Consider the following 26,280-nt stretch of genomic DNA (forward strand, 5'->3'; position numbering starts at 1 on the left):
GGGTGACTGCCCTGTCGCAGGCGGCGGCGGGGGAGAAACTGCCGTCGCTCCCGGTCGTCCTGGCGTATGTGACGGCGTGCGACCAGGGCACGATCGGCGCCCGCCGGGTCCTGGTCAACGCCTCCCCGAGGGAACTGGCCCGCCTCCTGGGCGAGGCCCCGCCACCAGCGGCCGAAGGGGCCCAGCTCAAGGTGAACATGCTGCTCACCCGGCTGCCGCGGCTGCGCGACACCGAGGTGGACCCCCGCGAGGCGTTCTCCGGCACCTTCCACATCGCCGAGGGCTACCGCGGGCTGGAGCGCTCCTACCGCGAGGCCGCGGCCGGTGAACCGCCCTCCTCCCCGCCGTCGGAGATCTACTGCCACTCGCTCACCGATCCCTCCGTCCTCGGCGCCGACCTGGTCCGCCGGGGCTACCAGACGCTCACGCTCTTCGGCCTGCACACCCCGGCCCGGCTGTTCACCGCCGACGACGCCGGCCACGCGGCCACCCGTGACCGCCTGCTGGCGGCCACCCTCGCCGAGCTGGACCGCCACCTCGCCGAGCCGCTCGCCGAGTGCCTGGCCCACGACGCCGACGGCCGCCCGTGCGTCGAGGCCAAGTCCCCGCTCGACCTGGAACGGGAACTGGACCTGCCGGGCGGCCATATCTTCCACCGCGACCTGGCCTTCCCCTACGTGGATCCGCAGGACGAGCGGCCGGCCGGCGCGCCGGGGCGCTGGGGCGTGGGCACCGCCCACCCCAACGTCCTGCTGTGCGGGGCGGGCGCGGTGCGCGGCGGCGGGGTGAGCGGCATTCCGGGGCACAACGCGGCGATGGCGGTGCTGGAGGAGGGCTGACCTTTTCCGGGGCGGCCCGCAAGCGTTTCTGACGTAGTATCAGAAAACTCTTCCCTCGTACGGCCCGCTGCGGCATCCTGCGCGCATGCAGACGGAGCTGAGCAACACGCTGGGAGCGGAGTACGCCGTCTTCGGGTTCACCCCCTTCCCCGCGGTCGCCGCGGCCATCAGCCGGGCCGGCGGCTTCGGTGTGCTCGGCGCGGTCCGCTACACCGCCCCCGACGAGCTCAAGCGCGACCTCGACTGGGTGGCGGCGCACACCGACGGAATGCCGTACGGCCTCGACGTCGTCATGCCCGCCAAGAAGGTCGAAGGTGTCTCCGAGGCCGACGTGGAGGCGATGATCCCCGAGGGACACCGGCAGTTCGTGCGGGACACCCTCGCCAGGTACGGCGTACCCGGACTCGCCGAGGGCGAGGCGTCCGGCTGGCGCATCACCGGGTGGATGGAGCAGGTTGCCCGCAACCAGCTCGACGTCGCCTTCGACTACCCGATCCGGCTGCTGGCCAACGCCCTCGGCTCCCCGCCCGCCGACGTGGTGGCCCGCGCCCACGAGCGCGATGTGCTGGTCGCCGCGCTCGCGGGCAGCGCCCGGCACGCCGTCAAACACAAGGAGGGCGGCATCGACATCGTCGTCGCCCAGGGCTACGAGGCCGGCGGGCACACCGGCGAGATCGCCTCCATGGTGCTCACCCCCGAGGTCGTGGACGCCGTGGACCCGCTGCCCGTGCTGGCGGCAGGCGGGATCGGCAGCGGACGGCAGGTGGCCGCCGCGCTCGCCCTCGGCGCCCAGGGCGTGTGGCTGGGCTCCCTGTGGCTGACCACCACCGAGGCCGGACTCCCCTCGCCCAAGCTCGTCGAGAAGCTGCTCGCGGCAGGCTCCGGCGACACCGTCCGCTCCCGCGCCCTGACCGGGAAACCCGCACGCCAGCTCCGTACCGAGTGGACCGACGCCTGGGACGACCCGGCCGGACCCGGCGCCCTCCCCATGCCCCTGCAAGGCCTGCTGGTGGCCGAAGCCGTCTCACGCATCCAGAAGTACGAGGTGGAGCCCCTGCTCGGCACGCCCGTCGGCCAGATCGTCGGCCGGATGACCAGCGAACGCAGCGTCCAGGCCGTCTTCGACGACCTCACCCGTGGCTTCGAGCGGGCTGTCGACCGCATCAACCGCATCGCCGGAAGGAGCGGCACGTGACGAAAGCGCCCCCCGCCGGCTTCTGGGCCCAGGCCGCCCAGGACCCCGAGCGCACGGTACTGATCGCACCCGGCGACGAGCGGTGGACCGCCGGGCGCCTGCACGCCGCCGCCAACCGCCTCGTCCACGGTCTGCGCGCGGCCGGTCTGGCACGCGGTGACGCCTTCGCGGTCGTCCTGCCCAACAGCGTCGAGTTCCTGACGGCCTATCTGGCCGCCACGCAGGCCGGGTTCTACCTCGTCCCGGTCAACCACCACCTCGTCGGACCCGAGATCGCCTGGATCGTCGCCGACTCCGGCGCCAAGGTGCTGATCGCCCACGAGCGGTACGCCGACCCGGCCCGCCAGGCCGCGGACGAGGCCGGTCTCCCGGCTGAGCGCCGGTACGCGGTCGGCACGGTCGAAGGGTTCCGCCCGTACGCCGAACTCCTCGACGGCCGACCGGAGTCGGCGCCCTCGGACCGCACCCTCGGCTGGGTGATGAACTACACCTCGGGCACCACCGGCCGCCCGCGCGGCATCCGCCGCCCCCTGCCCGGAAAGCCGCCGGAGGAGGCCTATCTGGGCGGCTTCCTCGGCATCTTCGGCATCAGGCCGTTCGACGACAACGTTCACCTGGTCTGCTCGCCGCTGTACCACACCGCCGTGCTCCAGTTCGCGGGCGCGTCCCTGCACATCGGCCACCGCCTGGTACTGATGGACAGGTGGACGCCCGAGGAGATGCTCCGCCTCATCGAGACCCACCGGTGCACGCACACCCATATGGTCCCCACCCAGTTCCACCGTCTGCTCGCGCTGCCTCCCGGGACCCGGGCCGGGTACGACGTGAGCACCATGCGGCATGCCATCCACGGCGCCGCGCCCTGCCCCGACCACGTCAAACGCGCCATGATCGACTGGTGGGGCGGCTGCGTCGAGGAGTACTACGCGGCGAGCGAGGGCGGCGGCGCCTTCGCCACCGCCGAGGACTGGCTCAAGAAGCCCGGTACGGTCGGCCGGGCCTGGCCGATCAGCGAACTGGCCGTCTTCGACGACCACGGCAACCGGCTGCCCGCGGGCGAACTCGGCACCGTCTACATGAAGATGAGCACCGGCGGCTTCCGCTACCACAAGGACGAGGGCAAGACCCGGAAGAACCGGATCGGGGACTTCTTCACCGTCGGCGACCTCGGCTACCTGGACGAGGACGGCTACCTCTTCCTCCGCGACCGCAAGATCGACATGATCATCTCCGGCGGGGTCAACATCTACCCCGCCGAGATCGAATCGGTTCTGCTGGGCCACCCGGCGGTCGCCGACGCCGCGGTCTTCGGCATCCCGCACGACGACTGGGGAGAGGAGGTCAAGGCCGTCGTGGAACCCGCGGAGGGCCACCGCCCCGGCCCCGCCCTGGCCGCCGACATCCTGGCCCACTGCGCCCGCCGGCTGGCCGGCTACAAGCGCCCCAGGTCCGTCGACTTCCGCGCCGCCCTGCCCCGCGACCCCAACGGCAAGCTCTACAAACGGCGGCTGCGCGCACCGTATTGGGAGGGACACGAGCGGGCCGTGTAGCGGGACGACGGGCCGCGCGACGGGACGGAAGCCCGGTGTCCCGCCCCCGCCCGCCACGGCGTCCCGGCCCCGCCCGGCCCGGTGCCTTGACCCCGCACGGGGCGCGGCCGAGGATCGCGCCATGACGCCAGCGCGGAGCAACACGGTCGACGGAATCCTGCGACGCAGCGCCCGCCGGGTGCCCGGGCGGACCGCGGTGCGGTACGGGGAGCGGGCCTGGACGTACCGGGAGCTGGACGACGCGGTGACCGCCGCGGCCCGGGTGCTGCTGGCGGAGGGCCTGCGGCCCGGCGACCGGGTCGCGTCCTACGGGCACAACTCCGACGCGTACCTGATCGGCTTTCTCGGCTGTGCCCGCGCCGGCCTGGTGCACGTCCCGGTCAACCACGGTCTCACCGGCGAGGACCTGCGGTACATCCTGGAGCAGTCGGGCAGCGCCCTGGTCCTCACGGACGCCGCCCTGGCGTCCCGGCTGCCGGACGCGGTACGCGCCCTGCCGCTGCGCGACGCGCCCGGAGGGCTGCTGGAGCGGGCGGTGGCGTACCGGGCGGCGGGCCAGGACGGCGACGGCGCGGTGAGCCCGCTGCCCGAGGTGTCCGACGACGACCTGGTCCAGCTGCTCTACACCTCGGGGACCACCGCCCTGCCCAAGGGCGCGATGATGACGCACCGGGCGCTGGTCCACGAGTACACCAGCGCGGTCATCGCCCTCGGCCTCACGGAGACGGACCGGCCGCTGCACTCGCTGCCGCTCTACCACTCCGCACAGTTGCACGTCTTCCTGCTGCCCTACCTGGCGGTGGGCGCGGAGAACACCATCCTCGACGGGCCCGATCCGGACCGGATCTTCGAACTGGTGGAGACCGGCCGGGCGGACAGTCTCTTCGCGCCGCCGACGGTCTGGATCACGCTGTCCCAGCACCCCGGCTTCACCACCGGGGAGCGGGAGTTGAGCGGGCTGCGCAAGGCGTACTACGGCGCGTCGATCATGCCGGTGCCCGTGCTGGAACGGCTGCGCGCCCGGCTGCCCGGGCTCGCCTTCTACAACTGCTTCGGGCAGAGCGAGATCGGGCCGCTGGCCACCGTGCTCGGCCCGGAGGAGCACGAGGGGCGGATGGCCTCCTGCGGGCGGCCGGTGCTGTTCGTCGAGGCGCGGGTGGTGGACGAGGCGGGCCGGGAGGTACCGGACGGCACCCGCGGCGAGGTCGTCTACCGGTCCCCGCAACTGTGCACCGGCTACTGGGACAAGCCGGAGGAGACCGCCGAGGCGTTCCGGGACGGCTGGTTCCACTCCGGCGACCTGGCCGTACGCGATGCGGAGGGCTACTTCACGGTGGTCGACCGGGTGAAGGACGTCATCAACTCCGGCGGGGTGCTGGTCGCCTCGCGCCAGGTGGAGGAGGCGCTCTACGCGCACCCCCAGGTGGCCGAGGTCGCGGTCATCGGGCTGCCGGACGAGCGGTGGATCGAGGCGGTGACCGCGGTGGTGGTACGGCGCGCGGACGGCGGCGCGGACGGCACCCCGGTGGGGGAGCGGGAGCTGATCGAGGCGGCCCGGGCCCGCCTGGCGCCGTTCAAGGCGCCCAAAAGGGTGGTGTTCGTGGACGCGCTGCCGCGCAACGCCAGCGGGAAGGTCCTCAAGCGCGCGCTGCGCGAACGGTTCGGCACGCCCTGAGCGGCGGCGGAGGTCCACTGTCAGTGCCCCCTGCCATGCTGAGGAACGGCGGGAGAGAACCCCGCCAGGGACTTCCGACACAGGCCCTGGACCTCGATCCGTATGACGGAGGAGCACCCATGCTGACCACCGATTACGTCCCCGGGACACCGAACTGGATCGACCTCGGCGCCCCCGACGTCGACGCCGCGGCCGCCTTCTACTCGGCCGTCTTCGGCTGGAGCTTCCAGTCGGCCGGCCCGGAGGGCGGCGGGTACGGCTTCTTCCAGCTCGACGGCGAGACGGTCGCGGCCGCCGGTCCGTGCCAGGAGGAGAGCGCGCGCCCCGCCTGGACCGCGTACTTCCACACCGCCGACGCGGACGCCACGGCCAAGGCGGTGGAGCGGGCCGGCGGCAAGGTGCGGGCCGCGCCGATGGACGTCTTCACGGCGGGCCGGCTGGCCCAGTTCACCGACCCGACCGGTGCCGACTTCGCCGTATGGCAGCCGGGCGACATCCAGGGCCTGGAGAAGGTCATGGCGCCCAACACGCTCTGCTGGACGGAGCTGTACACCACCGACGCCGCGGCGGCGAAGGACTTCTACCGCTCGGTCTTCCTGTGGAGCTATCAGGACATGCCCATGGGCGGTGACATGGTCTACTCGGTCGTCTCCGCGCCCCGTGGCGGCACGCCGGAGGACACCGGGCAGGGCGGTATCTTCCAGCTGCCGAAGGAGAATCTGGCGGCCGGCTCGACCTCCGAGTGGCACCCGTACTTCGGTGTCACCGACTGCGACGTGACCTTCGCCGCCGCCACCGCCAACGGCGCCACGGTCCTGATCCCGCCGTCCAACGCCCCGGGCGTCGGCCGGATCGCCATGGTCACGGACCCGTTCGGAGCCCCTTTCGCGCTGATCAAGGGGGACCCGAACATGACCTGAGCGTCAGGCCCTTCAGGTCGTCAGGCCTTGTCCCGGTACCGGGCGTCCACGATGCGCTTGATCTTGCCGACCGAGCGCTCCAGCGTCTCCGGGGCGACGATCTCCACGGAGACCGAGACCCCGATACCGTCCTTGACGCTGCGCGCGATCAGCCCGGCCGCCGCGGTGCGCTGGTCGGGGGTGGCGCCGGGGCGGGCCTCGGCACGTACGGTCAGCTGGTCCATCCGGCCCTCGCGGGTCAGCCTCAGCTGGAAGTGCGGGGCGACGCCGGGGGTACGCAGCACGATCTCCTCGACCTGCGCGGGGAAGAGGTTGACCCCGCGCAGGATGATCATGTCGTCGCAGCGCCCGGTGATCTTCTCCATACGGCGGAAGGCGGGCCGCGCCGTGCCCGGCAGCAGCCGGGTCAGATCACGGGTGCGGTAGCGGATGACCGGCATCGCTTCCTTGGTGAGGGAGGTGAACACCAGCTCGCCGTGTGCGCCGTCCGGCAGGACCTCGCCGGTGAGCGGGTCGACCACCTCCGGGTAGAAGTGGTCCTCCCAGATGTGCGGCCCGTCCTTGGTCTCCACACACTCCTGGGCGACGCCGGGGCCCATCACCTCCGACAGGCCGTAGATGTCCACCGCGTCGATCGCGAACCGCTTCTCGATCTCGCGGCGCATCTCCTGCGTCCACGGCTCGGCGCCGAAGACGCCCACCTTCAGCGAGGTGGTACGCGGATCGATGCCCTGCCGTTCGCACTCGTCCAGGAGTGTGAGCATGTACGACGGCGTCACCATGATGACGTCGGGGCTGAAGTCCTGGATGATCCGTACCTGTCTGGCGGTCATCCCGCCGGATGCCGGTACGACCGTGCAGCCGAGCCGCTCCGCGCCGTAGTGGGCGCCCAGTCCGCCGGTGAACAGCCCGTATCCGTAGGCGATATGGACGGTGTGGCCGGGCCGGCCACCGGCCGCGTGGAGGGAGCGGGCGACGACATCCGCCCAGACGGAGAGGTCGCGCTCGGTGTAGCCGACGACCGTCGGCAGGCCCGTCGTGCCGCTGGAGGCGTGGATGCGGCGCACCCGCTCCCTGGGGACGGCGAACATCCCGAAGGGGTACTGGGCACGCAGATCGTCCTTGACGGTGAACGGGAAGCGGGCGAGATCGCCGAGCGAACGGCAGTCGTGCGGATGCACCCCGGCCCGGTCGAAGGCCTCCCGGTAGAACGGGACGTGGTCATAGGCGTGCCGCAACGAGGCGCGCAGCCGGGTCAGCTGAAGCGCCCGCAAGGCGTCCGGGGAGAGCCGTTCCGCCTCGTCGAACAACGCCTCGCCGAACGCCGCGCCGTCCGGAGCCCCGCCGGTATCCGCTTCCCGCATGGAGTGCCACCGCCTCATGTACCTACCGATCATTCGGTAGCTGAACGCGGGTCCAAGTAATCAGCGCACGGCGATCACGTCAAGGGTGGTGACGCGGCCGGCCCACGGGCGGTGTCCCGGGCCCGCCGCGGCCGTCGGGACGGGGCGGGCCAGGGTTCACTCGCGGTCGAGGACCCGGCGGGCGGCCGCCAGCCACCGGTCCTTCTCGGCCTTCAGCACCCGGAAGTCCTCGGCGTGGCGCCGAATGACGTCGTTCTGCATCCGGGCCTCCACACCGGACCAGACCGGGACGAGGTCCGTCCTCTCCTTGCACCGGATATCCGCCCGCGCCACGGCGATCTCCCGCCGGGCGGGCCGCGAGGACTTCCCCCACTCGGCATCACCCGTGACCTTGAGCGGAGAGGAGTAGCGGAAGCCGTTCTCCCTCATGCACGCGCTCCACCCGCGGATGACGCGCACCACCTCCGGGTCGCTCTTGGAAGCGCTGAACTCCTCACCGATGCGCCGGTTGAACAGCGACTGATCGGCGGGGGTGATCCCGCGGAGCAGGCCGTCGTGCGCCTTCTTCCAGCATCCGCCCCCGCCCTGCCGGCCGAAGGCGGCCAGCTGTTCCCGGTCCGGCAGGTTCTTCCGTTCGTCCCAGGCCGCCGCGCGGCGGGTCAGCTCCGGTGGCTCCGGTGGCAGGTGGTAGCCGAAGCGGGCGGCGATATCCGCTTCGACCAGGCCGTAACGCCGCCGGTTCGGCGGGTCCTGGTCGACACCGCTCGGCCGCGGCAGCGCCTTCCAGCTCATTCCCTGCGCCTGCATACAGCCGCGGATCAGGACGTCCTCGGCGGACTCGACGGTATGGATCGCGGGAGTGGACATCGCATACGCGTCGAACGGCAGGACCAGGCGTCGCGCCTCCTCGCCGACGGCGGGAGCGGCCGGAACGTCCGCCTCCTTCGCCGCCGGCCGCTGCCCTGCGGTCGCCGGCGCACATCCGGTGACCAGGGCGAGGGGAGTCAGGAGAGTCAGGAGCAAGGGGAGCGGGAGGACGGCTCGCGCGGGACGGGATGGCATGGTGGTAGCCCTCTGACGGTCATGAGGAGGCGGGTACGAGCCAGGGGCGGGGCGCCGGCGAAACCCGGCGCCCCGTCCCCGCCGCGTGCTTACCGGAACCGGACGCAGCTGGCCTTGTTGTCGAACCTGTTGTTCGTCAGGTCGGAGTCCTCGCTGTGCGGACGGGCGGAGTACCTGGCGCCGCCGCAGCCGTGGCCGTCATCGGCGTCGGCGTACAGATCTATCCAGCGGTCCGTGGTGTTCCGCATCGAGCTGGTGCCGTTGTTGATCGTCCTGCCGTTGTGGGCGCCCCCGATCCACTTGTTGTTCGCGAAGTTGCCGTCGGACTTGGCGAAGGGGTAGTACCCGTTCTTGAAGTTGTCGTCCTTGAAAACGTAGAACTTGCCGGCGTTCAGGCCGATCCCGGCGGAAGCCGTGGCCGGCGCGGACTCCTTGGCGGGCGCGGCTCCGGCGGTCGCCGTGCCCATGCCGAGCAGGGTCACCGCACCCAGCGACGCGGCGCCGAGTGTCAGGACGAGCTTGCGCTGCATGATGTCATCTCCCCCAGCATTCCTGGACTGTCGATACGGCGTGGGCGGCAGCCCGGCCCCGTGGTCCGAGGGGCACCGCCGTGTGGCAGGGACGATTCAAATGCCGGGCGGGCGGCAAGTACAGGTGATTCGAGGAGGCTCGCATGAGGGCCCCGGTGCGAGTCGAGGGGTGACACCCGGGGGAGTCGGTCACGCCTCCCGTTCGCCGGCCGCCACCGCCTTCGCCCACCGGTAGTCCGCCTTGCCGCTGGGGGACCGCTGGATGCGGTCGGTGAAGACCACGGTGCGCGGAATCTTGTAGCCGGCCAGCCGGGACCGGCAGTGGAGCTGGATGCCCGCCAGGTCCAATGGCGCGGCCCCGTCGCGCAGTTCGACGACCGCCGCGACGCGGCTGCCCCACCGCTCGTCCGGCACGCCCGCCACCAGCGCGTCGTACACGTCCGGATGGGCCTTCAGAGCCTCTTCCACCTCTTCCGGATACACCTTCTCGCCACCGGAGTTGATGCACTGCGAGCCTCGCCCGAGGACGGTGACGACGCCCGCCTCGTCGACGGTGGCCATATCGCCGAGCAGTACCCACCGCTCGCCGTGTGCCTCGAAGAACGTCTCGGCGGTCTTCCGCGGATCGTTGTAGTAGCCCAGCGGCACGTGTCCGCGCAGGGCGAGCCGGCCCACCTGCCCGGCTCGCACCGGGGCGTGCGTGGCCGGATCCACCACCGAGGTATGGGAGTTGACCCGTAGCCGGAAGCCGTGGCCGGGGCCTGCGTCATCGGTGGCCGTCCCGTTGAAACCGGACTCCGACGAGCCGAAGTTGTTGAGCAGCACGGCGTGCGGGACCAGCGCGCGGAACCGGTCGCGTACGGTCCCGGAGAGGATCGCGCCGGAGCTGCTGACGCTGAGCAGCGAGGAGCAGTCGGCTCCCTTGAACGGTCCGCCGAGGGCGTCGACCAGCGGGCGCAGCATCGCGTCGCCCACCAGCGACACACTGGTGACCCGCTCCCGTTCGATGGTCCGCAGCACCTCCTCGGCCACGAACTTGCGGTGCAGGACGACCTTCTGGCCGAAGTGGAAGGCGATGAACGCGGTCAGCGTGGAGGTGCCGTGCATCAGCGGGGCGGTGGGGAAGAAGACGAGGCCCGCACCGCCGGCCGCGACCCGCTCGGCCAGCTCCGCCGGCCGCTTCACCGGTTCCCCGGTGGGCGCCCCGCCGCCCATCCCGGAGAAGAAGATGTCCTCGTGGCGCCACATCACTCCCTTGGGCATGCCGGTGGTGCCGCCGGTGTAGATGATGAGCCGGTCATCGGCGGAGCGCGGGCCGAAGCCGCGCTCCGCCGAGCCGGCGGCCTCGGCGTCCGCGAGCGCGACGGGGGTGACGGGTGGTTCGGGGGCGCCGGCGGGCGGGTCGCCGATCCGTACGAGGTGGCGGAGCTCCGGCGCCCGCGGGAGGGCGGCGGCGACCCGGTCGGTGAACTCCGCGTCGAAGACCAGCGCCACCAGATCCGCGTCCTGGTAGAGGTGAGCCAGCTCGTCCGCGACGTAGCGGTAGTTGACGTTCACCGGGACGGCGCGGATCTTCAGGCAGGCGTAGAGGGCCTGGAGGTAGCCGACGCCGTTGTGGAGGTGCAGTCCGACGTGGTGACCGGGCCCGACGCCCTGATGGCTCAGGTGGTGGGCCAGGCGGTTGGCGGCGCGGTCCAGCTCCGCGTACGTCAGCCGGTGCTCGGTGCCGGTCCCCGGATGGTCGGCGTACACCAGCGCCTCGCGGCCGGGGACGGTGTCGACGATCGACTCGAAGAGATCGGCCAGGTTGTACTCCACGTCTCCTCCAGACCGGGCGGAACAAGGGCTCGGACCTGTCCGCCGTCATTAGAGCGCCGCCGGCAGGAGCAAGGAAGGGGCCCGGCGAGGAAATCTGACTAACCGTCAGAAAAACTCTTGAAGTCGGTGTGCGGCTGCTGCAATCTGTTCTCCGTCGCGGACGGTGAGCCGAAAGGACGCATATGGACGGGACCGAGGGCACCGAACATCTCGCCGTGGAGCGCGTCGGCGCGACACTGGTGCTCACCCTCAACCGGCCGGAGGCGAAGAACGCCCTCTCCCTGCCCATGCTGGTGGGTCTCCACGACGGCTGGACCGCCGCCGACGAGGACGACACGGTCCGCTCCATCGTCCTCACCGGCGCCGGCGGCACCTTCTGCGCCGGTATGGACCTCAAAGCCCTCGCGGGCGACGGCATGGCCGGCGAGCACTACCGCGACCGGCTGCGCGCCGACCCCGACCTCCACTGGAAGGCGATGCTGCGCCACCACCGCCCCCGCAAACCCGTGATCGCCGCCGTCGAGGGCCACTGCGTCGCCGGCGGTACCGAGATCCTCCAGGGCACCGACATCCGCGTCGCCGGTGAGAGCGCCACCTTCGGGCTCTTCGAGGTCCGGCGCGGACTGTTCCCCGTCGGCGGCTCCACCGTCCGCCTCGCCCGCCAGATCCCCCGCACCCACGCCCTGGAAATGCTGCTCACCGGCCGCCCCTACCCGGCGCGCGAGGCCGAACGGATCGGCCTGATCGGCCATGTCGTACCCGACGGCGGCGCGCTGGAGAAGGCCCTGGAGATCGCCGGCCGGATCAACGACTGCGGGCCGCTCGCCGTCGAAGCTGTCAAGGCATCCGTCTACGAGACCGCCGAGCTGACCGAGGCCGACGGCCTGGCGGCCGAACTCGCCCGTGGCCTGCCCCTCTTCGACACCGCCGACGCCAAGGAAGGCGCCCGGGCCTTCGCGGAGAAGCGCCCGCCCGTCTACCGGCGCGCCTGACGCCAAGGAGAAGCCGTATGCCAGAGGTGCCGGCGGCCCTCACCGCCCCGCTCGTCGTGGAGTTCCCCTTCACCCGCTCGCTCGGCCCCGTCCAGAGCGCCTTCCTCACCGGCCTGCGCGAGCGCACCGTCCTCGGTGTCCGGGCGGACGACGGCCGGGTGCTGGTACCGCCCGTCGAATACGACCCGGTCACCGCCGAGGAGATCCGCGACCTGGTCGAGGTCGGCACCAGCGGTACGGTCACCACCTGGGCCTGGAACCCGGCCCCCCGCCGCGGCCAGCCGCTCACCACCCCCTTCGCCTGGGTACTGGTCCGCCTCGACGGCGCCGGCACCGCGCTGCTGCACGCACTGGACGCCCCCGGCCCCGACGCCGTACACACCGGCATGCGGGTCCGGATCCGCTGGGCCGCCGAGCGCACCGGCGCCATCACCGACATCGCCTGCTTCGAACCGGACGACAGCACCACCGACATCGCCCGCTGCGAACCCGACGACGGCACCGCACGCCCCGGCCGGCCCGCCCCGCACAGCGGCCGATTCGCCGACCCCGTCACTGTGATCACCACCCCCGCCCGGCTCGACTACACCTACGCACCCGGCCGCGCCCAGTCCCGTTACCTCCACGCGCTCGCCGGCCGCCGGATCCTCGGCGAACGCTGTCCGTCCTGCCACAAGGTGTACGTCCCGCCCCGCGGCGCCTGCCCCACCTGCGGCGTCGCCACCGACGCCCAGGTCGAAGTCGGCCCCCGCGGCACCGTCACCACCTTCTGCATCGTCAACATCAAGGCCCGGCACCCCGCCCACCGCGACCTCGACGTCCCCTACGTCTACGCCCATATCGCCCTGGACGGCGCCGGCCTCGCCCTGCACGCCCGGATCGGCCAGATCCCCTACGACCAGGTCCGCATGGGACTGCGCGTCGAACCGGTGTGGACCGAGGGCGGACGCTTCCCCGACCACTACCGCCCCACCGGCGAGCCCGACGCCGACTACGACAGCTACAAGGAGCTGATCTGATGGGTGCTCCGCCACGCGAGGCCGCCATCGTCGCCGTCGGGCAGAGCCGCCACGTCCGCGACAGCGCGGAGAGCTCCGAGGCCGAGATGGTGCTGCCGGTGCTGCACGACGTCCTGGCCCGCACCGGCCTCACGGCACGCGAGATCGACTTCACCTGCTCCGGCTCCTCCGACTACCTCGCCGGCCGGGCCTTCTCCTTCACCATGGCCCTCGACGGCGTCGGCGCCTGGCCGCCGATCTCCGAGTCCCATGTCGAGACGGACGGCGCCTGGGCACTGTACGAGGCCTGGGTGAAGATCCTCACCGGCGAGGCGGACACCGCCCTGGTCTACGCGTACGGCAAGTCCTCGCCCGGCGACCTCCGCGAGGTCCTCACCCGCCAGCTCGACCCGTACTACGTCGCCCCGCTCTGGCCCGACTCCGTCGCGCTCGCCGCCCTCCAGGCCCGGGCCCTGATCGACGCCGGGCTGACCGACGAGCGGGAACTGGCCGGCATCGCGGCCCGCAGCCGGGCCGCCGCCGAGTCCCATCCGTACGCCCAGCTGCGCGGCACGGTGCCCATCGGCGAGACCCTCGTCGCCCCGCTGCGCACCGGCGACTGCCCGCCCATCGGCGACGGCGCGGCCGCCGTCGTCCTCGCGGCCGGTGACACCGCCCGCCGGCTGACCGAGCGCCCCGCCTGGATCCGCGGCCTCGACCACCGCATCGAGGCCCACAGCCTCGGCGTCCGCGACCTCACCGACTCGCCGTCCACCCGGCTCGCCGCGGAGCGCGCTGGCTACTTCACCCGGCCGGTGGACACCGCGGAGCTGCATGCCCCGTTCACCTCCCAGGAGGTGGTGCTGCGCCGCGCCCTGAAGCTCGACGGCCCGGGCGGCGCGGACGTCCGGATCAACCCGTCCGGCGGCGCACTGGCCGCCAACCCCCTCATGGCCGCCGGACTGATCCGGCTCGGCGAGGCCGCCGCGCGCATCCAGCGCGGTGAGTCCGACCGTGCCGTCGCGCACGCCACCTCGGGCCCCTGCCTGCAGCAGAACCTGGTGGCGGTCCTGGAAGGAGACCCGCGATGAGCAAGGAGCCCGTGGCCGTCGTCGGCATCGGCCAGACCCGGCACCGGGCGGCCCGCCGCGACGTCTCCCTCGCCGGACTCGTCCGCGAGGCCGCCCGACGCGCCCTGGAAGAAGCCGAGTTGACCTGGGCGGACATCGACGCCGTGGTGATCGGCAAGGCCCCCGACTTCTTCGAGGGCGTCATGATGCCCGAGCTCTACCTCGCCGACGCCCTCGGCGCCGTCGGCAAACCCATGCTGCGGATGCACACCGCCGGCTCGGTCGGCGGCTCCACCGCCCTCGTCGCCGCCAACCTCGTCGCCGCCCGGGTCCACCGCACCGTCCTCACCCTCGCCTTCGAGAAGCAGTCCGAGTCCAACGCCATGTGGGCGCTGTCCCTGCCGGTACCGTTCCAGCAGCCCCTGCTGGCCGGCGCCGGAGGATTCTTCGCCCCGCACGTACGCGCCTACATGCGGCGCACCGGAGCCCCCGCCGCCATCGGCTCCCTCGTCGCCTACAAGGACCGCCGCAACGCCCTGAAGAACCCCTACGCACACCTCCACGAGAAGGACATCACCCTGGAGAAGGTCCAGGCGGCCCCGATGCTCTGGGACCCGATCCGCTACTCCGAGACCTGCCCCTCCTCCGACGGTGCCTGCGCCATGGTCCTCACCGACCGCGCCGGAGCCGCCCGCGCACCGCACCCGGCGGCCTGGGTACACGGCGGGGCGATGCGCAGCGAACCCACCCTCTTCGCCGGCAAGGACTTCGTCTCCCCGCAGGCCGGCAAGGACTGCGCCGCCGACGTCTACCGCCAGGCCGGGATCACCGACCCCCGCCGCGAGATCGACGCGGTCGAGATGTACGTCCCGTTCTCCTGGTACGAACCGATGTGGCTGGAGAACCTCGGCTTCGCCGAGGCGGCCGAAGGCTGGAAGCTCACCGAGTCGGGCGTCACCGAACTCGACGGCGACCTCCCCGTCAACCCGTCCGGCGGAGTGCTCTCCACCAATCCCATCGGCGCCTCCGGCATGCTCCGTTTCGCCGAGGCCGCCCTCCAGGTACGCGGCCGGGCCGGCGCACACCAGGTCGACGGCGCCCGGCGGGCCCTCGGCCACGCCTACGGCGGCGGCTCGCAGTTCTTCTCCATGTGGCTGGTCGGCGCCGACGCCCCGGCCACCTGAGCGCCGCGGGGCTCCGGCGGAGACGGGCCGAGGCGCTGGAGGCGGGCACCTGACCTGGTCACTTGAGGGCCGTGGAGGCGGGTGCCTGACCTGGTCACTTGAGGGCCGTGGAGGCGGGCGCAGGCCCCGGCCACGTCCTCTGTTCGTCCCCGTACACAGTGGTTACGCTGCTGCCCACGGACGCCGAACCGAAGAGGAGCGGGACACGTGGCCGACAGCATCACCACCGAGCAGCGACTCGTCGGCGGGCCACGGCCCGACCTCGACCTGACGCAGGCCGAGTGGCAGTCGAGCACCCAGGGCGTCGGCGATGTCCAAGTCGCCTTCGTCGAGGGCTATATCGCGATGCGGAACCGCCGCGACCCGGAGATCCCGGCGGTGATCTTCTCCCCGGCCGAGTGGCGCGCCTTCGTCCTGGACGCCAGGGAAGGGGCGTTCGACCTGACGTGACGCGGCGGGGGGCTCCGGCCGGCATGCGGCGACGCCTCGTAGGGTGGGCCCATGACGGGTGAACGCGATCTTCAGGTGCTGCTGCGCGGGATGCGGCCGGAACTGCACGACGGCCGGTACGTCTTCACCAGCGTGCCCGGCGCGGTCCCCGCGGGCCTGGCCCCGGTGGTGACCGTCGCCGAGCCGGAAGGCCTCACCCTCGTCCTCCGCCAGGAGGAGGCCGACCGGGTGGGCCTCGATTACGACTACGTCGCCGGCTGGATCACCCTGCGGGTGCACTCCGCACTGGACGCGGTCGGCCTCACCGCCGCCGTCGCGACCGCGCTCGCCGAGACCGGCCTCAGCTGCAATGTCGTCGCCGGCTTCCGCCACGATCACCTCTTCGTGCCCTACGAGGCGGCCGAGCAGGCGCTCCGCCGGCTCGACGAGCTGGCCGACCGGGCCCGAGCGGGCCGAGCGGGTCGACTGGGCTGAGTGGGCCGGGCGGGCTGAGTGGGGCGACTGGGCTGACCGGGCCGGGCGGGCCCGACCGGTGGCGTCCGACATGCGGTACCGACCGCACCATTGCCACCACGCCCGCACGGCCCGTCCGCCCGGGCCACGTACGATGGCGGCATGTCCTTCCTCCGCCGCCGTAGCGCAGCCACGCCCGCCGGTCCCGATTTCGACGTCCTCGCCATGGACCCGGGGGACTGGCCGGGCAATCTCGGTGCCGGGCTGCTGCCCGCGCCCGACGGGAGCTGCCAGGGCGTCTTCCTCCGCTACGACCTGTTCGGCGGCCGCGGGCCCGCGATGATCATCGGCAATCTGCCGGAGGGCTCCCCGGCCCGCGAGCTCACCGACGACGAGGTGCCCTTCGAAGTGGCCCAGCTGCTCGCGGCGCTCGGCCACGACGAGCCGGTGACCGTCGTCGAGCGGGAGGACACCCCGGTGATGCACGAGGACAACCTGCTGATCGTCAAGCGCATCAAGTGCTCCGAGAGCCGGATCTCCTGCGCCCAGTTCGACCGCAGCGACGGCGTACTGGTCACCATCGCCAGCTGGGACCGGCCGATCACTGACGACCTCTACGCCCTGCTCAAGCCGCTCCCGGCGGAACTCTTCCAGCAGAGCTGACGCCGCCGGAGCCGCCGCCCCGCCCCGAGGGCCTCCGGGGCGGCGACGGGACTTCCGGCACAGGCCCCGGCGCCCGCTCTAGGAATCCGAGGGCCGCACATCGACATCGGCCGCCCGGACGTACCCGATCCGGTGCCCCAGCTGGATCCGGTAGTAGACGTCCTTGCCGCGCACGATCACGTGCTTGGCGACGTCGAAGGCCGGCGCGTAGAAGTAGTCGCCGGTCACCCACCCGCCGACCGCGTACTTCTGACCCGCGGTGATCCGGTACGGCAGCGGGGACACGGTCTGGTACGGAACCCCGGCCGGGTAGGCCTCCCGCTCCGGATAGGCGCGGCCGTAGACCGGGATCTCCGGGCGGCCGGCCTTCGGGGTGGCGATCAGTCCCCTGGCGTCCACCGCGGTCGGCGCGTCCGGCGGATCACGGAACCACGCCAACTGGCCCAGATACCAGACCGCCGTCCACTCGCCGAGCCGGCCCGCCACCGCGAACCGCTGCCCCGTCGTGGCGCGGGCGCCGGTGTCGTTCACCCCGTCCGTCGAGTCACCGCCGTCCGGGTGCAGCCCGATGTCCTTGACCAGCGGGGCGCTCTCGGTAGGTGCGGTGTGCAGCCGGATCGCGGTGGAGCCGTGCGGCGGGCAGCTGTCGCCGGGCTGCTCGCAGCCGGTGTAGTGCGGCCGGTTCCGGTCGTAGTCGGGACGGATGGTGACCAGCCCGCCGTGCGGGCCCGCCGTGCGGTGGAACGGCTTGCCCAGCAGCTTGAAGTAGTGCGCCCAGTCCCAGTACGGGCCGGGGTCGGTGTGCATGCCGGGGATCGTGGACGTCGTCGTGCCGGGCACATTGTCGTGGCCCAGGATGTGCTGCCGGTCGAGCGGCAGGCCGTACTCGCGGCTCAGGTACTTCACCAGGCGGGCCGAGGCGCGGTACATCGCCTCGGTGTACCAGGCGTCCGGCGAGGCCAGGAAGCCCTCGTGTTCGACGCCGATGGAGTGCGCGTTCAGGTACCAGTTCCCGGAGTGCCAGGCGACGTCCTTGGTCGGTACATGCTGGGCGATCAGGCCGTCGGAGGAGCGGACCGTGTAGTTCCACGACACATACTCCGGGTCCTTGATCAGCTTCAGGGCCACCTCCCACGATCCCTCGGTGTCGTGGATGATGATCGCGTCGACCTTCTGGCCCTTGGGGCGGTCCGCCTTGTCGTGATTGCCGTAGTCATGGTCGCCGAACTCCTCGTACGGTGCGGGGACCGATCTACAGGCCACGGTCGGCGGGCACTCCGGCCGGTGCCCGCCGCCCGACGCGGAGGCCTTGCCGGACACGTTCGCGGACGACTGTGCGGCCGCCGTCCTGGTCGCCTTCGAGGACGCCTTCGAGGACGCCGTGGCGTCCCGCTTGCCGATACGTTTCTCCTGCTGGGCGTCGGGGGCCAGCCGTGGCGCGGCGGCCAGTCTCACCCGCTGCCCCGCATCGGTCGTACGGCTCTGGCCCTGCCGCATCACCGTGAACACCTCGTCCGCGAAGGCCCGCCCGGCGGCCGCGTCGTCCTGGCTGCCGTAGTGCGCCACCGCCGCATACCACTGCGCCGGGTCCGCGCCGGCGGGCAGCCCCAGCTTGCGCTGCTCGGCGGCGAGCAGCGCCGCACCGCCCAGCACATTCGCCGCGGGGTCCGTGCGCAGCTTCCCGGCGGGCAGGCCGGTCAGCCTCGCCGCCGTCGTCAACGTCCGGAGCCGAGCGGGCAGTTCGGCCGGCAGCACGGCCTTCCGCGCCCCGGCGGCCGGTACTCTTCTACGTGCCCGAGCGCTGTCGCCACGGGCGTCCTCGTCTCCCGCGCTGAACTCCGGGGCCCGCGCCACGGCCGTCCGGGCGTCCGTCAGATGCATCGGGCCGTAGCCGCCGGAGACACTGGGCGCGCCGCCGTGAGAGTCCCAGCGGGAGGCGAGGTACGAGACGCCGAGCAGCACACTGCGCGGCACGTGGAAGCGGGCGGCGGCATCGGTGAAGGCGCGCTCCAGCCGGCTGTCCTCACGGGGTGGCCCGGCGTGCGCGGACGGCGCGCCCGAGAGCGGCAGCAGCAGAACCGCTGCGGCGAGGGCCGTGGTGGATCTGCGCAGTGCGGGGCGGTGGATTCTCTTCTCGCCTTCCGGGGCGGATCCTCGCAAAACAACCTCCTCGAGCCGGCCCGAGCCGGGCGGTGTGACGGTTGGTGCGCAAACGCCGTACGGGGTGGGACCCGAGAGTAGATCCCCCGTCGGCTCCAGGGTCATACGCCCGCCGACGGGCCGTCAATCACCGTGCCAGATCAGGATTCCGCATGTCAGGGCATCTCAGAGAAGCTTTCCCGAACCGCTGCCGGGCCTGCGGGGCATCAGTGGAATGGCCCAACGAACAGCGACGGACGAGAAGCCACCCGGCCCACATGGGTGAGCGGCCACACGCGCGCGAGGGGGCGCACTTGCGTGAAGGGACGCACATGCGCGCGCGGCCACACATGCGCGAGGGGACGCACATGCGTGGGCGGCGCGCCCCGTATGAGGCACGGGCACGCCGCTCACCGTTCGCACCAGGGACCCGCGGCCCGGCACCGGCCGGGCACTCCCACTCCCAAGTCGCGTCTCCCCGATCAGACCGGTTCACCTTCCGGCCTGATCGGGGAGACACGCCCTTAGGGGGTGTTCGAACAGATCCCCTAAGGGTCGCGAGGCCCCCCTGCGGGGCCACAACCAGGCGGGGGTGGGAGGTATTCCCACGGCTTGCCACGACGGGGATGGCAGGGACGGGCTCCGGGGACGCCGGGGACGGCGCGGATGGCGGAAATGACGGGGTCGCAGTGGTCACGGGGGCCACGGGGAAGGCGGAGAAGCCGGGGCAGGCGGGAATGGGGGAAAGGTGGAGAAGCCGGGGCGGGCGGGAAAAGCGGAGGCGGCGGAGCTGGGACCGGGGCCGGGGCTGGGCGTGGCTTCGTGGTCAGCGGGTGCCGACTGCGGCGCGTACTGCGCGGCGGGCCATCTGGCAGTCGTCGTGCAGGCGGCGGAGGAGCAGCCGCTGTTCCTCGCCTGCCGTGGGTACGCCGGGCTGTCCGGGAGCAGGCGTCCCCGTGGGTGCGGGCTCGCGCATGGTCCGTTGGACCGCGGTTTCATAGCGGCGGATCTCACGGGTCAGGATCAGCATCAGATTCACGAGGAAGGCATCCCGGGAGGCCGGGCCCGCGTTCTGGGCGAGCTGGCTGATCTGACGGCGGGCCACCGGGGCGTCGCCGAGAACCGACCAGAGCGTCGCCAGGTCGTAGCCCGGGAGGTACCAGCCCGCGTTGTCCCAGTCCAGCAGCACCGGGCCGGCGGGGGAGAGCAGCACGTTGTTCAGTAGTGCGTCACCGTGGCAGAACTGGCCCTGCACATGCGACAGCCCGTGCATCAGCTTCTGCAGATCGCCCATGTCGCGGTCGGTGAGCAGCCCCAGGTCGTGGTACCGGCCGATGCGGCCCGCGTAGTCCAGCGGGGCGTCGAACAGCCCGTCCGGCGGGCGCCAGAGGTTGATTCGGCAGATGGCGCCGAGCGCGGCGCGTACATCCACGCGGGGCGGGGCCTCGGACGGGTGCCGTGTCATGGCCGCGACCCGGCCGGGCATCCGCTCGATGATCAGGGTGCAGTTGTCGGGGTCGGCCGCCACCAGACGCGGCACCCGTACCGGCGGACGATGCCGGACGAATGCGCGGTATGCGCTTATTTCCTGCCGGAACCTTTCCGCCCACGAGGGGGAGTGGTCCAGTAAACACTTGGCGACGGCGGTCACCCGGCCTGTCGTGCCGACGAGCAGGACGGACTTGCCGCTCCGGCGCAGCACCTGGACCGGGTTGAACTCCGGACAGATGCGGTGCACCGAGGCGACCGCGGCGCGCAGCTGGGCACCCTGGGGCCCGGACAAGTCGAGTCTCCCGCTGAGCGGTTGGGCGCCCGTCCCCTGTGCCCGCCGGGTCCGGCCGCCGGAGAGACCGGGGCCCGCCCCCGCGGAAGGGGAGGGGGCGAGATACGGCCCGCTCCCCGCCGGGTGCGGTCGGTACGGCCGAGCGGGGGCGGTCACGGCGGACGATGCTGCATACATGGGTGAGACAGATCCCTTCGTGCGCCGACGAGTTGCGTGCGTTCCCCAGCCCGGTGGCGGGCACCCGTGAACGGGCCCGTAACACGAGGCCGATCCAGGGTCCCTGCGAAAGGGCGCGCACCCTGGGGAATGCGGTCCCGCCACCAGGCCGGGGGCGGCACACCTACAGAACACTCGGCTGCGGGTGGCAGACCATCTGGCGCACCCTGGCGAACCCTGGCGAATGGTCGCAGCGCATGTCACGGGCCGTTACTGTCAACTCAGTCGAGGAACCTGGGGGCTTGACGTGGACAGGCAGCCGAACACCCGTCTCGCGGACCTTTTCAGCCTGGCAGGCTGGTCCAAAGGCGAACTGGCGAGGCTCGTCAACCGGCAGGCGGCGGCCATGGGCCATCCGCAGCTGGCGACCGACACCTCGCGAGTGCGGCGCTGGATCGACATGGGGGAGACCCCCCGGGATCCCGTGCCCAAGGTCCTGGCCTCCCTGTTCACCGAGCGCCTCGGCCGTGTCGTAACCATCGAGGACCTCGGGTTCGCACGAACCGGTCGCTCGGGGAAGCGGCAGGCCATGGACGGTCTGCCGTGGGCTCCCGAACGGACCGCTGCGGTCCTCACGGAATTCACGGGAATGGACCTCATGCTCAACCGACGCGGCTTGGTGGGCGCGGGCGCGGCGCTCGCCGCAGGCTCCGCACTCACCGGCGCCATGCACGACTGGCTGCACACCGAACCGGCCCCGGCCGGCGCCGCACGCCACGACCCGTTCGCTTCCGACTCCTTTGACGAACTCGACCAGATCGGCCTCGACCGCTATGAGGCGGCCCCTGTGGGGTCGCAGGAGATCGACGCGCTGGAGCGCTCGGTCGAAGTCTTCCGCGCCTGGGACGCGGCCCGCGGCGGCGGGCTGCAGCGCAAGGCCGTGGTGGGCCAGCTCAACGAGGTGGGCGGCATGCTCGCCTACCGTCACCCCGACCACCTCCAACGCCGGCTGTGGGGCGTGGCCGCCAATCTGGCGGTACTGGCCGGCTGGATGTCCCACGACGTGGGCCTGGAGCCCACCGCCCAGAAGTACTTCATCATCGCCGCCCATGCGGCACGCGAGGGCGGCGACCGCCCGCGCGCCGGGGAAGCGCTCTCCCGCGCCGCGCGCCAGATGGTCCATCTGGGCCGTCCCGACGACGCGCTGGATCTGATGAAGCTGGCCCAGTCCGGCTCCGGTGAGGAGACCCTGCCGCGCACCCGCGCCATGCTGCACACCATCGAGGCCTGGGCGCAGGCCTCCAAGGGCCACGGCCAGGCGATGCGGCGGACGCTGGGCGAGGCGGAGGAGCTCTTCGTCTCGGACAAGGGCGATGTGCCGCCGCCGTGCTGGATGCAGATGTTCGACGAGGCGGATCTGCACGGTATGCAGGCGCTGGCCTTCCGTACCCTCGCCGAACACGACTCCTCGGCCGCCAAGATCGCCCAACACCATGCAAGGAAGGCGCTGGAGCTGCGGCAGAACGGCTTCCAGCGCTCGCAGATCTTCGACTACATCTCGATGGCATCGGCCTGTTTCATCGGCGACGATCCCGAACAGGCCGATCGCTATGCGCGATTGGCCCTGGTCTCCATCGGTGAGAACTCCTCACACCGCACCTGGGACCGGCTCCGCGAGATGTTCCGGCTGACCGGCGAGTACGCGAATTACGCCAAGATCCAGGATCTGCGTGAGGAGATCCAGCAGGTCATGCCGAAGGCGAAGCCGAAGCCCAAGGGCCAGGGACTCAAGCCGGGCATCGGCGCGCTCGGACCGGGTCTGGGGCAGAGCTTCTCGGTCTGAGACCCACCCCTCCTTCGGCCCACCTCTCCTTCGACCCACCCGTCCTTCGACCCACCCGTCCTTCGACCCACCCGTCCTTCGACCCACCCGTCCTTCGAACCAACCCTCCTTGGCCCACTGTCCGCAGGCCCCGAGGCCCATTGTCCGCAGGTCTGCCGCACGCAGGCCGTCGTCGCACTCACCCAACCCAGTCAACGCACCTTGCCCCACCACACCCAACCCAACCCGATCTCCAGACCCAACCCTATCTCCAGTCAACACGGGTTCCCCGTCGGGCACTTACCGCCCAGGCGCTCAACGCAGGCTTCGGGCGGGTCGGCTTCGCGCTCCGCCGGACCCGCCCTCGTCAGCCGGTCGTGTAGGTCAGTCGCCCACCCTGGCGATCAGCACACATGCGTCGTCCTCGCGTTCGGTGCTGCCGAACTCCTCGACGACGATGCGGACGCTGTCCTGCGCACTGCGGGCTGCGCCGAAGCGCGGCGCCAGGGCGAGGAGCCGCTCGGCACCTTCATGAGCGGTCTCCGCGCCATGCGTGCGGCGTGGTACGAGACCATCGGTATGCAGGACGAGCATATCGCCGGGTTCCAGCTGCTCGGTGTGCTGGGTGTACGTCGCGCCCGATGTCGCCCCGAGCAGTACGCCCTCGGGCGGGTCCAGCGCGCGCCCCGTGCCGCCGCGGAAGAGCAGCGGTGCGGGGTGCCCCGCCTGCGCCCACTCCAGCGTGCGGCTTGCGGGGTCGAACCGTCCGCACACCGCGCTGCCGAGCGCCGGCTGGGCGGCGGCGTCCAGCAGTTGGTTGAGCAGGCCCATCAGGGGCCCCGGCCGGTGCCCCGCGACCGCCATCCCCCGGAGCGCGCCGAGCAGCATCGCCATTCCGGAGGTGGCCGTGACGCCGTGCCCGGTGAGATCACCGACGCTCAACAGCGTCGTACCGTCCGGAAGGTGCAGGGCGTCGTACCAGTCGCCGCCGATCAGGGCGCTGCTGCCGGACGGCAGATAGTGCCCGGCGAGATCGAGGGTGACCGGCCCGCTCTGGGAAAACCGCAGGGAGCCGCGCCACGGCGGTAGCACGGTCTCCTGCAGCTCGACCGCGAGCCGGTGCTCGGTCTGCGCGATCTGCCGCTCGCGGTGCAGTGAGTCACGGCTCTCGCGCACCGCCTGCTGGCTGCGGCGCAGCTCGCTGACGTCCCGCAGCACGGCCCACATACATGCCGTACTGCCGTCCGTGTCGAGCACCGGCTCGCCCACCATGTGCACTGTGCGCAGCGTCGCGTCCGGGCGCACGATACGGAATTCGCCGTCGAGCGGCCGGCCGTCCACCAGGCAGTCGGTGACCATCGTGGTCAGCTTCTCCTGGTCCTCGGCGTACACCAGGGACGGCAGCTCGTCGAGGGTCAGCGGGCCCTCGGAGGGGGCCCGGCCGAAGATGGCGAACAGCTCGTCGGACCAGCTGACCTCATCGGTGAGCAGGTTCCACTCCGCGCTGCCCACCCTGCGGAGCAGCGCACCACGTTCGTGCGGTACGGGGCTCGGCGGGGCGGCCGGCGGTTCGTCCGCCACCGCGATGTCGTCACTCTCCGTGGGCAGCCCTTCTCTCAGCTGATCGAGATGGCCCCCGAGATCGTCGAGGTGGTGCACCGCGAGATCGCACAGTGCGCGCTGCCAGCGCAGCTGCGGGTCGGTGGCGAGGCCGGTGTCCACCGAGGACTCCCGGCGTACCGCGTCGAGGTCACCGCGCAGGCGGCGGGCCTGCGTGATCAGTGCCTCGACGGTGTCGCGCTCGGGAGGCCGGTCGGCTGGGTGGTCCGCGAAGAGAGGGGACGGCATGACGTACTCCGTGATCGGGCGGCGCCGGGCTGAAGGGCCGGTACCGACTGTTGCACAGGCGGCGACCGTGCGTAAGGGATTTGGCACTACCCGATACGGTGGTGCGTGTGGCATATGCCGCTGGCCCTCCTCTGGCATATCCGGGCGGACCTGCGGAATGTCGGCTTCCAGGCTAGGCTTCGGCCGCCGTACCGCAGGCATTCCCGCCGATTCCACAGGGTCAACGAGGGATACCGTGCATACGGTCCGCAGTCACCGGCAAGAATGCCGGTCAGCGGAAATCCCGTTGCCAGCCTGTTCCCCGCACCGGATGCTGACCTCATGTTCGATCCAGACATAGCGCCCAGTGGCACCCTGCTCGGCCTCCTGCAGCGAGGCCGCGGCGACGGGACCCTGCACGCCCTCGCGGCGCCGCGGGCGGAGGCGCTCGCGGCGCTCAACGACAGCGTGCTGCGCGACCCCCGGCGCGACTGGCAGGTCGAGAACCGCTCGCTCTACTACGCGCGCCTCTACATGCAGCTCGACGGCGGGCTCGAGGAGATCGAACGGCATCTGTTCCACCCCGACGACCTGGTGGACACCGGCGAGGAGCGCACCGGCCTCGCACTCTCCGTCCTCGGCCACCTCGCCGCGTACGGCAGGGACGCCGCCCGCCTGCTGCTGCGCAGCTACGCCGCGGCCGGCAGCAACTGGCGCTGGGCCCTGGACGAACTGGCGCTGCGGGACGACGACGCGGGGCTGATGACCCTCGCCCCCGCGGTCCTCGCCCGCTTCCCCGGGACCGAGCAGGGCGAGGCCGAGCTGGCCGCCGCCGTCCGGGACGCCTTCGAGCCCCGCCCCTGGCGGCTGTGGGCCGAGGACCCTCGCTACGGCCCACGTCTCACCGCCGCCGGGGAACAGGGGTCCTTCGACCGCTGGCAGCGACAGCTGCGCTCGCGCGGCCCGCGCCCCGGCTGGAGTGTCGCCGAGGTCCTGCGGTGGGCCCAGGAGGGCCTGGACCTCGAACCGGCCGAGCACCGCCACATCGCCGCCGCCCGCTGCCTGTCCGCCGTGGCCGGCCCGGACGACCGCCCCGAGCTGCTGCGCGCCGGGCGCAGCGCCCCGGACGCGGCGCGGGCCGCGGTCCTCCACCACCTCGCCGAGCGCGACGATCCCGACGTCCTCGACCTGATCGAGTCCGCGGCCACCTGCCCCTTCTCCGCCGAGCAGCTGATCTCGGCCGCGCTGACCTCCTACGAGCGGATGCCCGGCGCCGCAGCCGTCGAACGGGCCCGGATCTGGGCGCCGCGCGGGGACCGGCTGGGCGCGTCCGCCGCCGCGATGCTCGCCCGTCGCGGCGACCGGGGCGACGCCAAGCTGGTGCTGGCCGCGCTGCGCCGCACGGTCCGCGAGGAGGGCCCGGACGCGGCCGGCCTGTGGGAGCTGGTCGACGGTACCGGCCGCCTCGGTGTCGTCTGTGCCGCCCCCGTCCTGCGGCACATCTACCGCGAAACGTCCTCCTCCCACCTGCGCGGCCGCGCCGCCGCCGCCCTCGCCGCCACCGACCCCGGCTTCGCCGCCGGCTTCGCCGTGGAGTGCCTGTGGGACTGTGAGGAGACCACCCGCGAACTGGCCGCCCGGCACGCCGCCACCGGCGACGACCGAGTCGTCGAACAACTCCGCCGCCTCGCCGCGGACCCGGCCGAGGAGGCCGAGGTCCAACTGGCGGTGCGCGATCGGTTCTCTCCCGAGCCGTGACGCTGCGCTGGGCTGGCTTCCCACGTTTTCGG

At 72.1% G+C, this 26,280-nt stretch carries 20 protein-coding genes and 1 pseudogene; 14 read left to right on the forward strand and 7 right to left on the reverse strand.

The window, feature by feature from the left end:
* The 5 genes and pseudogenes from AZE13_RS13130 to AZE13_RS13150 form a co-directional block, all read left to right on the forward strand.
* Nucleotides 1–839: pseudogene (locus tag AZE13_RS13130) on the forward strand (FAD-dependent oxidoreductase); the annotation flags it as partial.
* Between the two features lie 85 nt (nt 840–924).
* Nucleotides 925–2,034: an NAD(P)H-dependent flavin oxidoreductase gene (locus AZE13_RS13135; protein WP_066930564.1), complete on the forward strand. Its 1,110-nt coding sequence runs from the start codon at nt 925–927 to the stop codon at nt 2,032–2,034.
* The gene (locus AZE13_RS13140) at nt 2,031–3,584 is read left to right on the forward strand and encodes an acyl-CoA synthetase (RefSeq protein ID WP_066930565.1); all 1,554 of its coding nucleotides are present in this window, start codon (nt 2,031–2,033) and stop codon (nt 3,582–3,584) included. The genes AZE13_RS13135 and AZE13_RS13140 overlap by 4 nt, the downstream gene beginning before the upstream one ends.
* Before the next feature lie 121 nt (nt 3,585–3,705).
* Nucleotides 3,706–5,259: an acyl-CoA synthetase gene (locus AZE13_RS13145; protein WP_066930566.1), complete on the forward strand. Its 1,554-nt coding sequence runs from the start codon at nt 3,706–3,708 to the stop codon at nt 5,257–5,259.
* Nucleotides 5,260–5,378: 119 nt separating this feature from the next.
* Nucleotides 5,379–6,179, forward strand: coding sequence for a VOC family protein (locus AZE13_RS13150; protein WP_066930567.1), 801 nt, complete (start codon nt 5,379–5,381; stop codon nt 6,177–6,179).
* A gap of 20 nt (nt 6,180–6,199) precedes the next feature.
* On the opposite strand, the gene paaK is transcribed toward AZE13_RS13150, so the two are convergent.
* The 4 genes from paaK to AZE13_RS13170 all read right to left on the reverse strand — a co-directional run bounded on the left by paaK (nt 6,200) and on the right by AZE13_RS13170 (nt 10,953).
* Entirely contained in the window at nt 6,200–7,543 is a 1,344-nt protein-coding gene (paaK, locus tag AZE13_RS13155; RefSeq protein WP_066930568.1) for a phenylacetate--CoA ligase PaaK, read from the reverse strand.
* Nucleotides 7,544–7,699: 156 nt separating this feature from the next.
* On the reverse strand, nt 7,700–8,605 hold the full coding sequence (locus AZE13_RS13160) for a hypothetical protein (protein ID WP_147264656.1): 906 nt from the start codon (nt 8,603–8,605) through the stop codon (nt 7,700–7,702).
* 89 nt (nt 8,606–8,694) lie between these two features.
* Nucleotides 8,695–9,135, reverse strand: coding sequence for a hypothetical protein (locus AZE13_RS13165; RefSeq protein WP_079123942.1), 441 nt, complete (start codon nt 9,133–9,135; stop codon nt 8,695–8,697).
* Between the two features lie 189 nt (nt 9,136–9,324).
* A complete protein-coding gene (locus AZE13_RS13170; RefSeq protein ID WP_066930569.1) occupies nt 9,325–10,953 on the reverse strand; it encodes an acyl-CoA synthetase in 1,629 nt (542 codons plus the stop codon).
* A gap of 182 nt (nt 10,954–11,135) precedes the next feature.
* Here AZE13_RS13170 and AZE13_RS13175 point away from each other — a divergent pair, with 182 nt between their 5' ends.
* From AZE13_RS13175 to AZE13_RS13205, 7 genes are all read left to right on the forward strand, one after another.
* A complete protein-coding gene (locus AZE13_RS13175) occupies nt 11,136–11,945 on the forward strand; it encodes a crotonase/enoyl-CoA hydratase family protein (protein WP_066930570.1) in 810 nt (269 codons plus the stop codon).
* Between the two features lie 17 nt (nt 11,946–11,962).
* Nucleotides 11,963–12,964 carry a Zn-ribbon domain-containing OB-fold protein gene (locus AZE13_RS13180; RefSeq protein WP_066930571.1) on the forward strand — a complete coding sequence of 334 codons (1,002 nt, stop codon included), beginning with the start codon at nt 11,963–11,965 and terminating at the stop codon, nt 12,962–12,964.
* Entirely contained in the window at nt 12,964–14,034 is a 1,071-nt protein-coding gene (locus tag AZE13_RS13185; RefSeq protein ID WP_066930572.1) for a thiolase domain-containing protein, read from the forward strand. Before AZE13_RS13180 ends, AZE13_RS13185 begins: the two co-directional genes overlap by 1 nt.
* Nucleotides 14,031–15,197, forward strand: coding sequence for a thiolase domain-containing protein (locus AZE13_RS13190; RefSeq protein WP_066930573.1), 1,167 nt, complete (start codon nt 14,031–14,033; stop codon nt 15,195–15,197). The genes AZE13_RS13185 and AZE13_RS13190 overlap by 4 nt, the downstream gene beginning before the upstream one ends.
* A gap of 207 nt (nt 15,198–15,404) precedes the next feature.
* Complete coding sequence (locus tag AZE13_RS13195) at nt 15,405–15,647, forward strand: DUF397 domain-containing protein (RefSeq protein WP_066930574.1); 243 nt, start codon at nt 15,405–15,407, stop codon at nt 15,645–15,647.
* Between the two features lie 51 nt (nt 15,648–15,698).
* Nucleotides 15,699–16,121 carry an ACT domain-containing protein gene (locus AZE13_RS13200; RefSeq protein WP_066930575.1) on the forward strand — a complete coding sequence of 141 codons (423 nt, stop codon included), beginning with the start codon at nt 15,699–15,701 and terminating at the stop codon, nt 16,119–16,121.
* 141 nt (nt 16,122–16,262) lie between these two features.
* Nucleotides 16,263–16,763: a hypothetical protein gene (locus AZE13_RS13205; RefSeq protein WP_066930576.1), complete on the forward strand. Its 501-nt coding sequence runs from the start codon at nt 16,263–16,265 to the stop codon at nt 16,761–16,763.
* A gap of 78 nt (nt 16,764–16,841) precedes the next feature.
* Here AZE13_RS13205 and AZE13_RS13210 read toward each other — a convergent pair whose 3' ends face one another.
* Nucleotides 16,842–18,923 (reverse strand): N-acetylmuramoyl-L-alanine amidase, encoded by a 2,082-nt coding sequence (locus AZE13_RS13210; protein ID WP_066930577.1) that lies wholly within the window; start codon nt 18,921–18,923, stop codon nt 16,842–16,844.
* Nucleotides 18,924–19,728: 805 nt separating this feature from the next.
* Nucleotides 19,729–20,862 carry an aminoglycoside phosphotransferase family protein gene (locus tag AZE13_RS13215; RefSeq protein ID WP_079123943.1) on the reverse strand — a complete coding sequence of 378 codons (1,134 nt, stop codon included), beginning with the start codon at nt 20,860–20,862 and terminating at the stop codon, nt 19,729–19,731.
* Between the two features lie 286 nt (nt 20,863–21,148).
* Between AZE13_RS13215 and AZE13_RS13220 the strand changes: the two genes are divergently transcribed.
* Nucleotides 21,149–22,684 carry a hypothetical protein gene (locus AZE13_RS13220; RefSeq protein ID WP_066930579.1) on the forward strand — a complete coding sequence of 512 codons (1,536 nt, stop codon included), beginning with the start codon at nt 21,149–21,151 and terminating at the stop codon, nt 22,682–22,684.
* Nucleotides 22,685–23,047: 363 nt separating this feature from the next.
* On the opposite strand, the gene AZE13_RS13225 is transcribed toward AZE13_RS13220, so the two are convergent.
* A complete protein-coding gene (locus tag AZE13_RS13225) occupies nt 23,048–24,511 on the reverse strand; it encodes a PP2C family protein-serine/threonine phosphatase (RefSeq protein WP_066930580.1) in 1,464 nt (487 codons plus the stop codon).
* A 321-nt stretch (nt 24,512–24,832) separates the two neighbouring features.
* Between AZE13_RS13225 and AZE13_RS13230 the strand changes: the two genes are divergently transcribed.
* A complete protein-coding gene (locus AZE13_RS13230; protein WP_066930581.1) occupies nt 24,833–26,248 on the forward strand; it encodes a hypothetical protein in 1,416 nt (471 codons plus the stop codon).
* The last annotated feature ends 32 nt before the right edge of the window (nt 26,249–26,280 follow it).

It is taken from the genome of Streptomyces sp. NBRC 110611 (assembly GCF_001590865.1).
Taxonomy (GTDB): Bacteria; Actinomycetota; Actinomycetes; order Streptomycetales; family Streptomycetaceae; genus Streptomyces.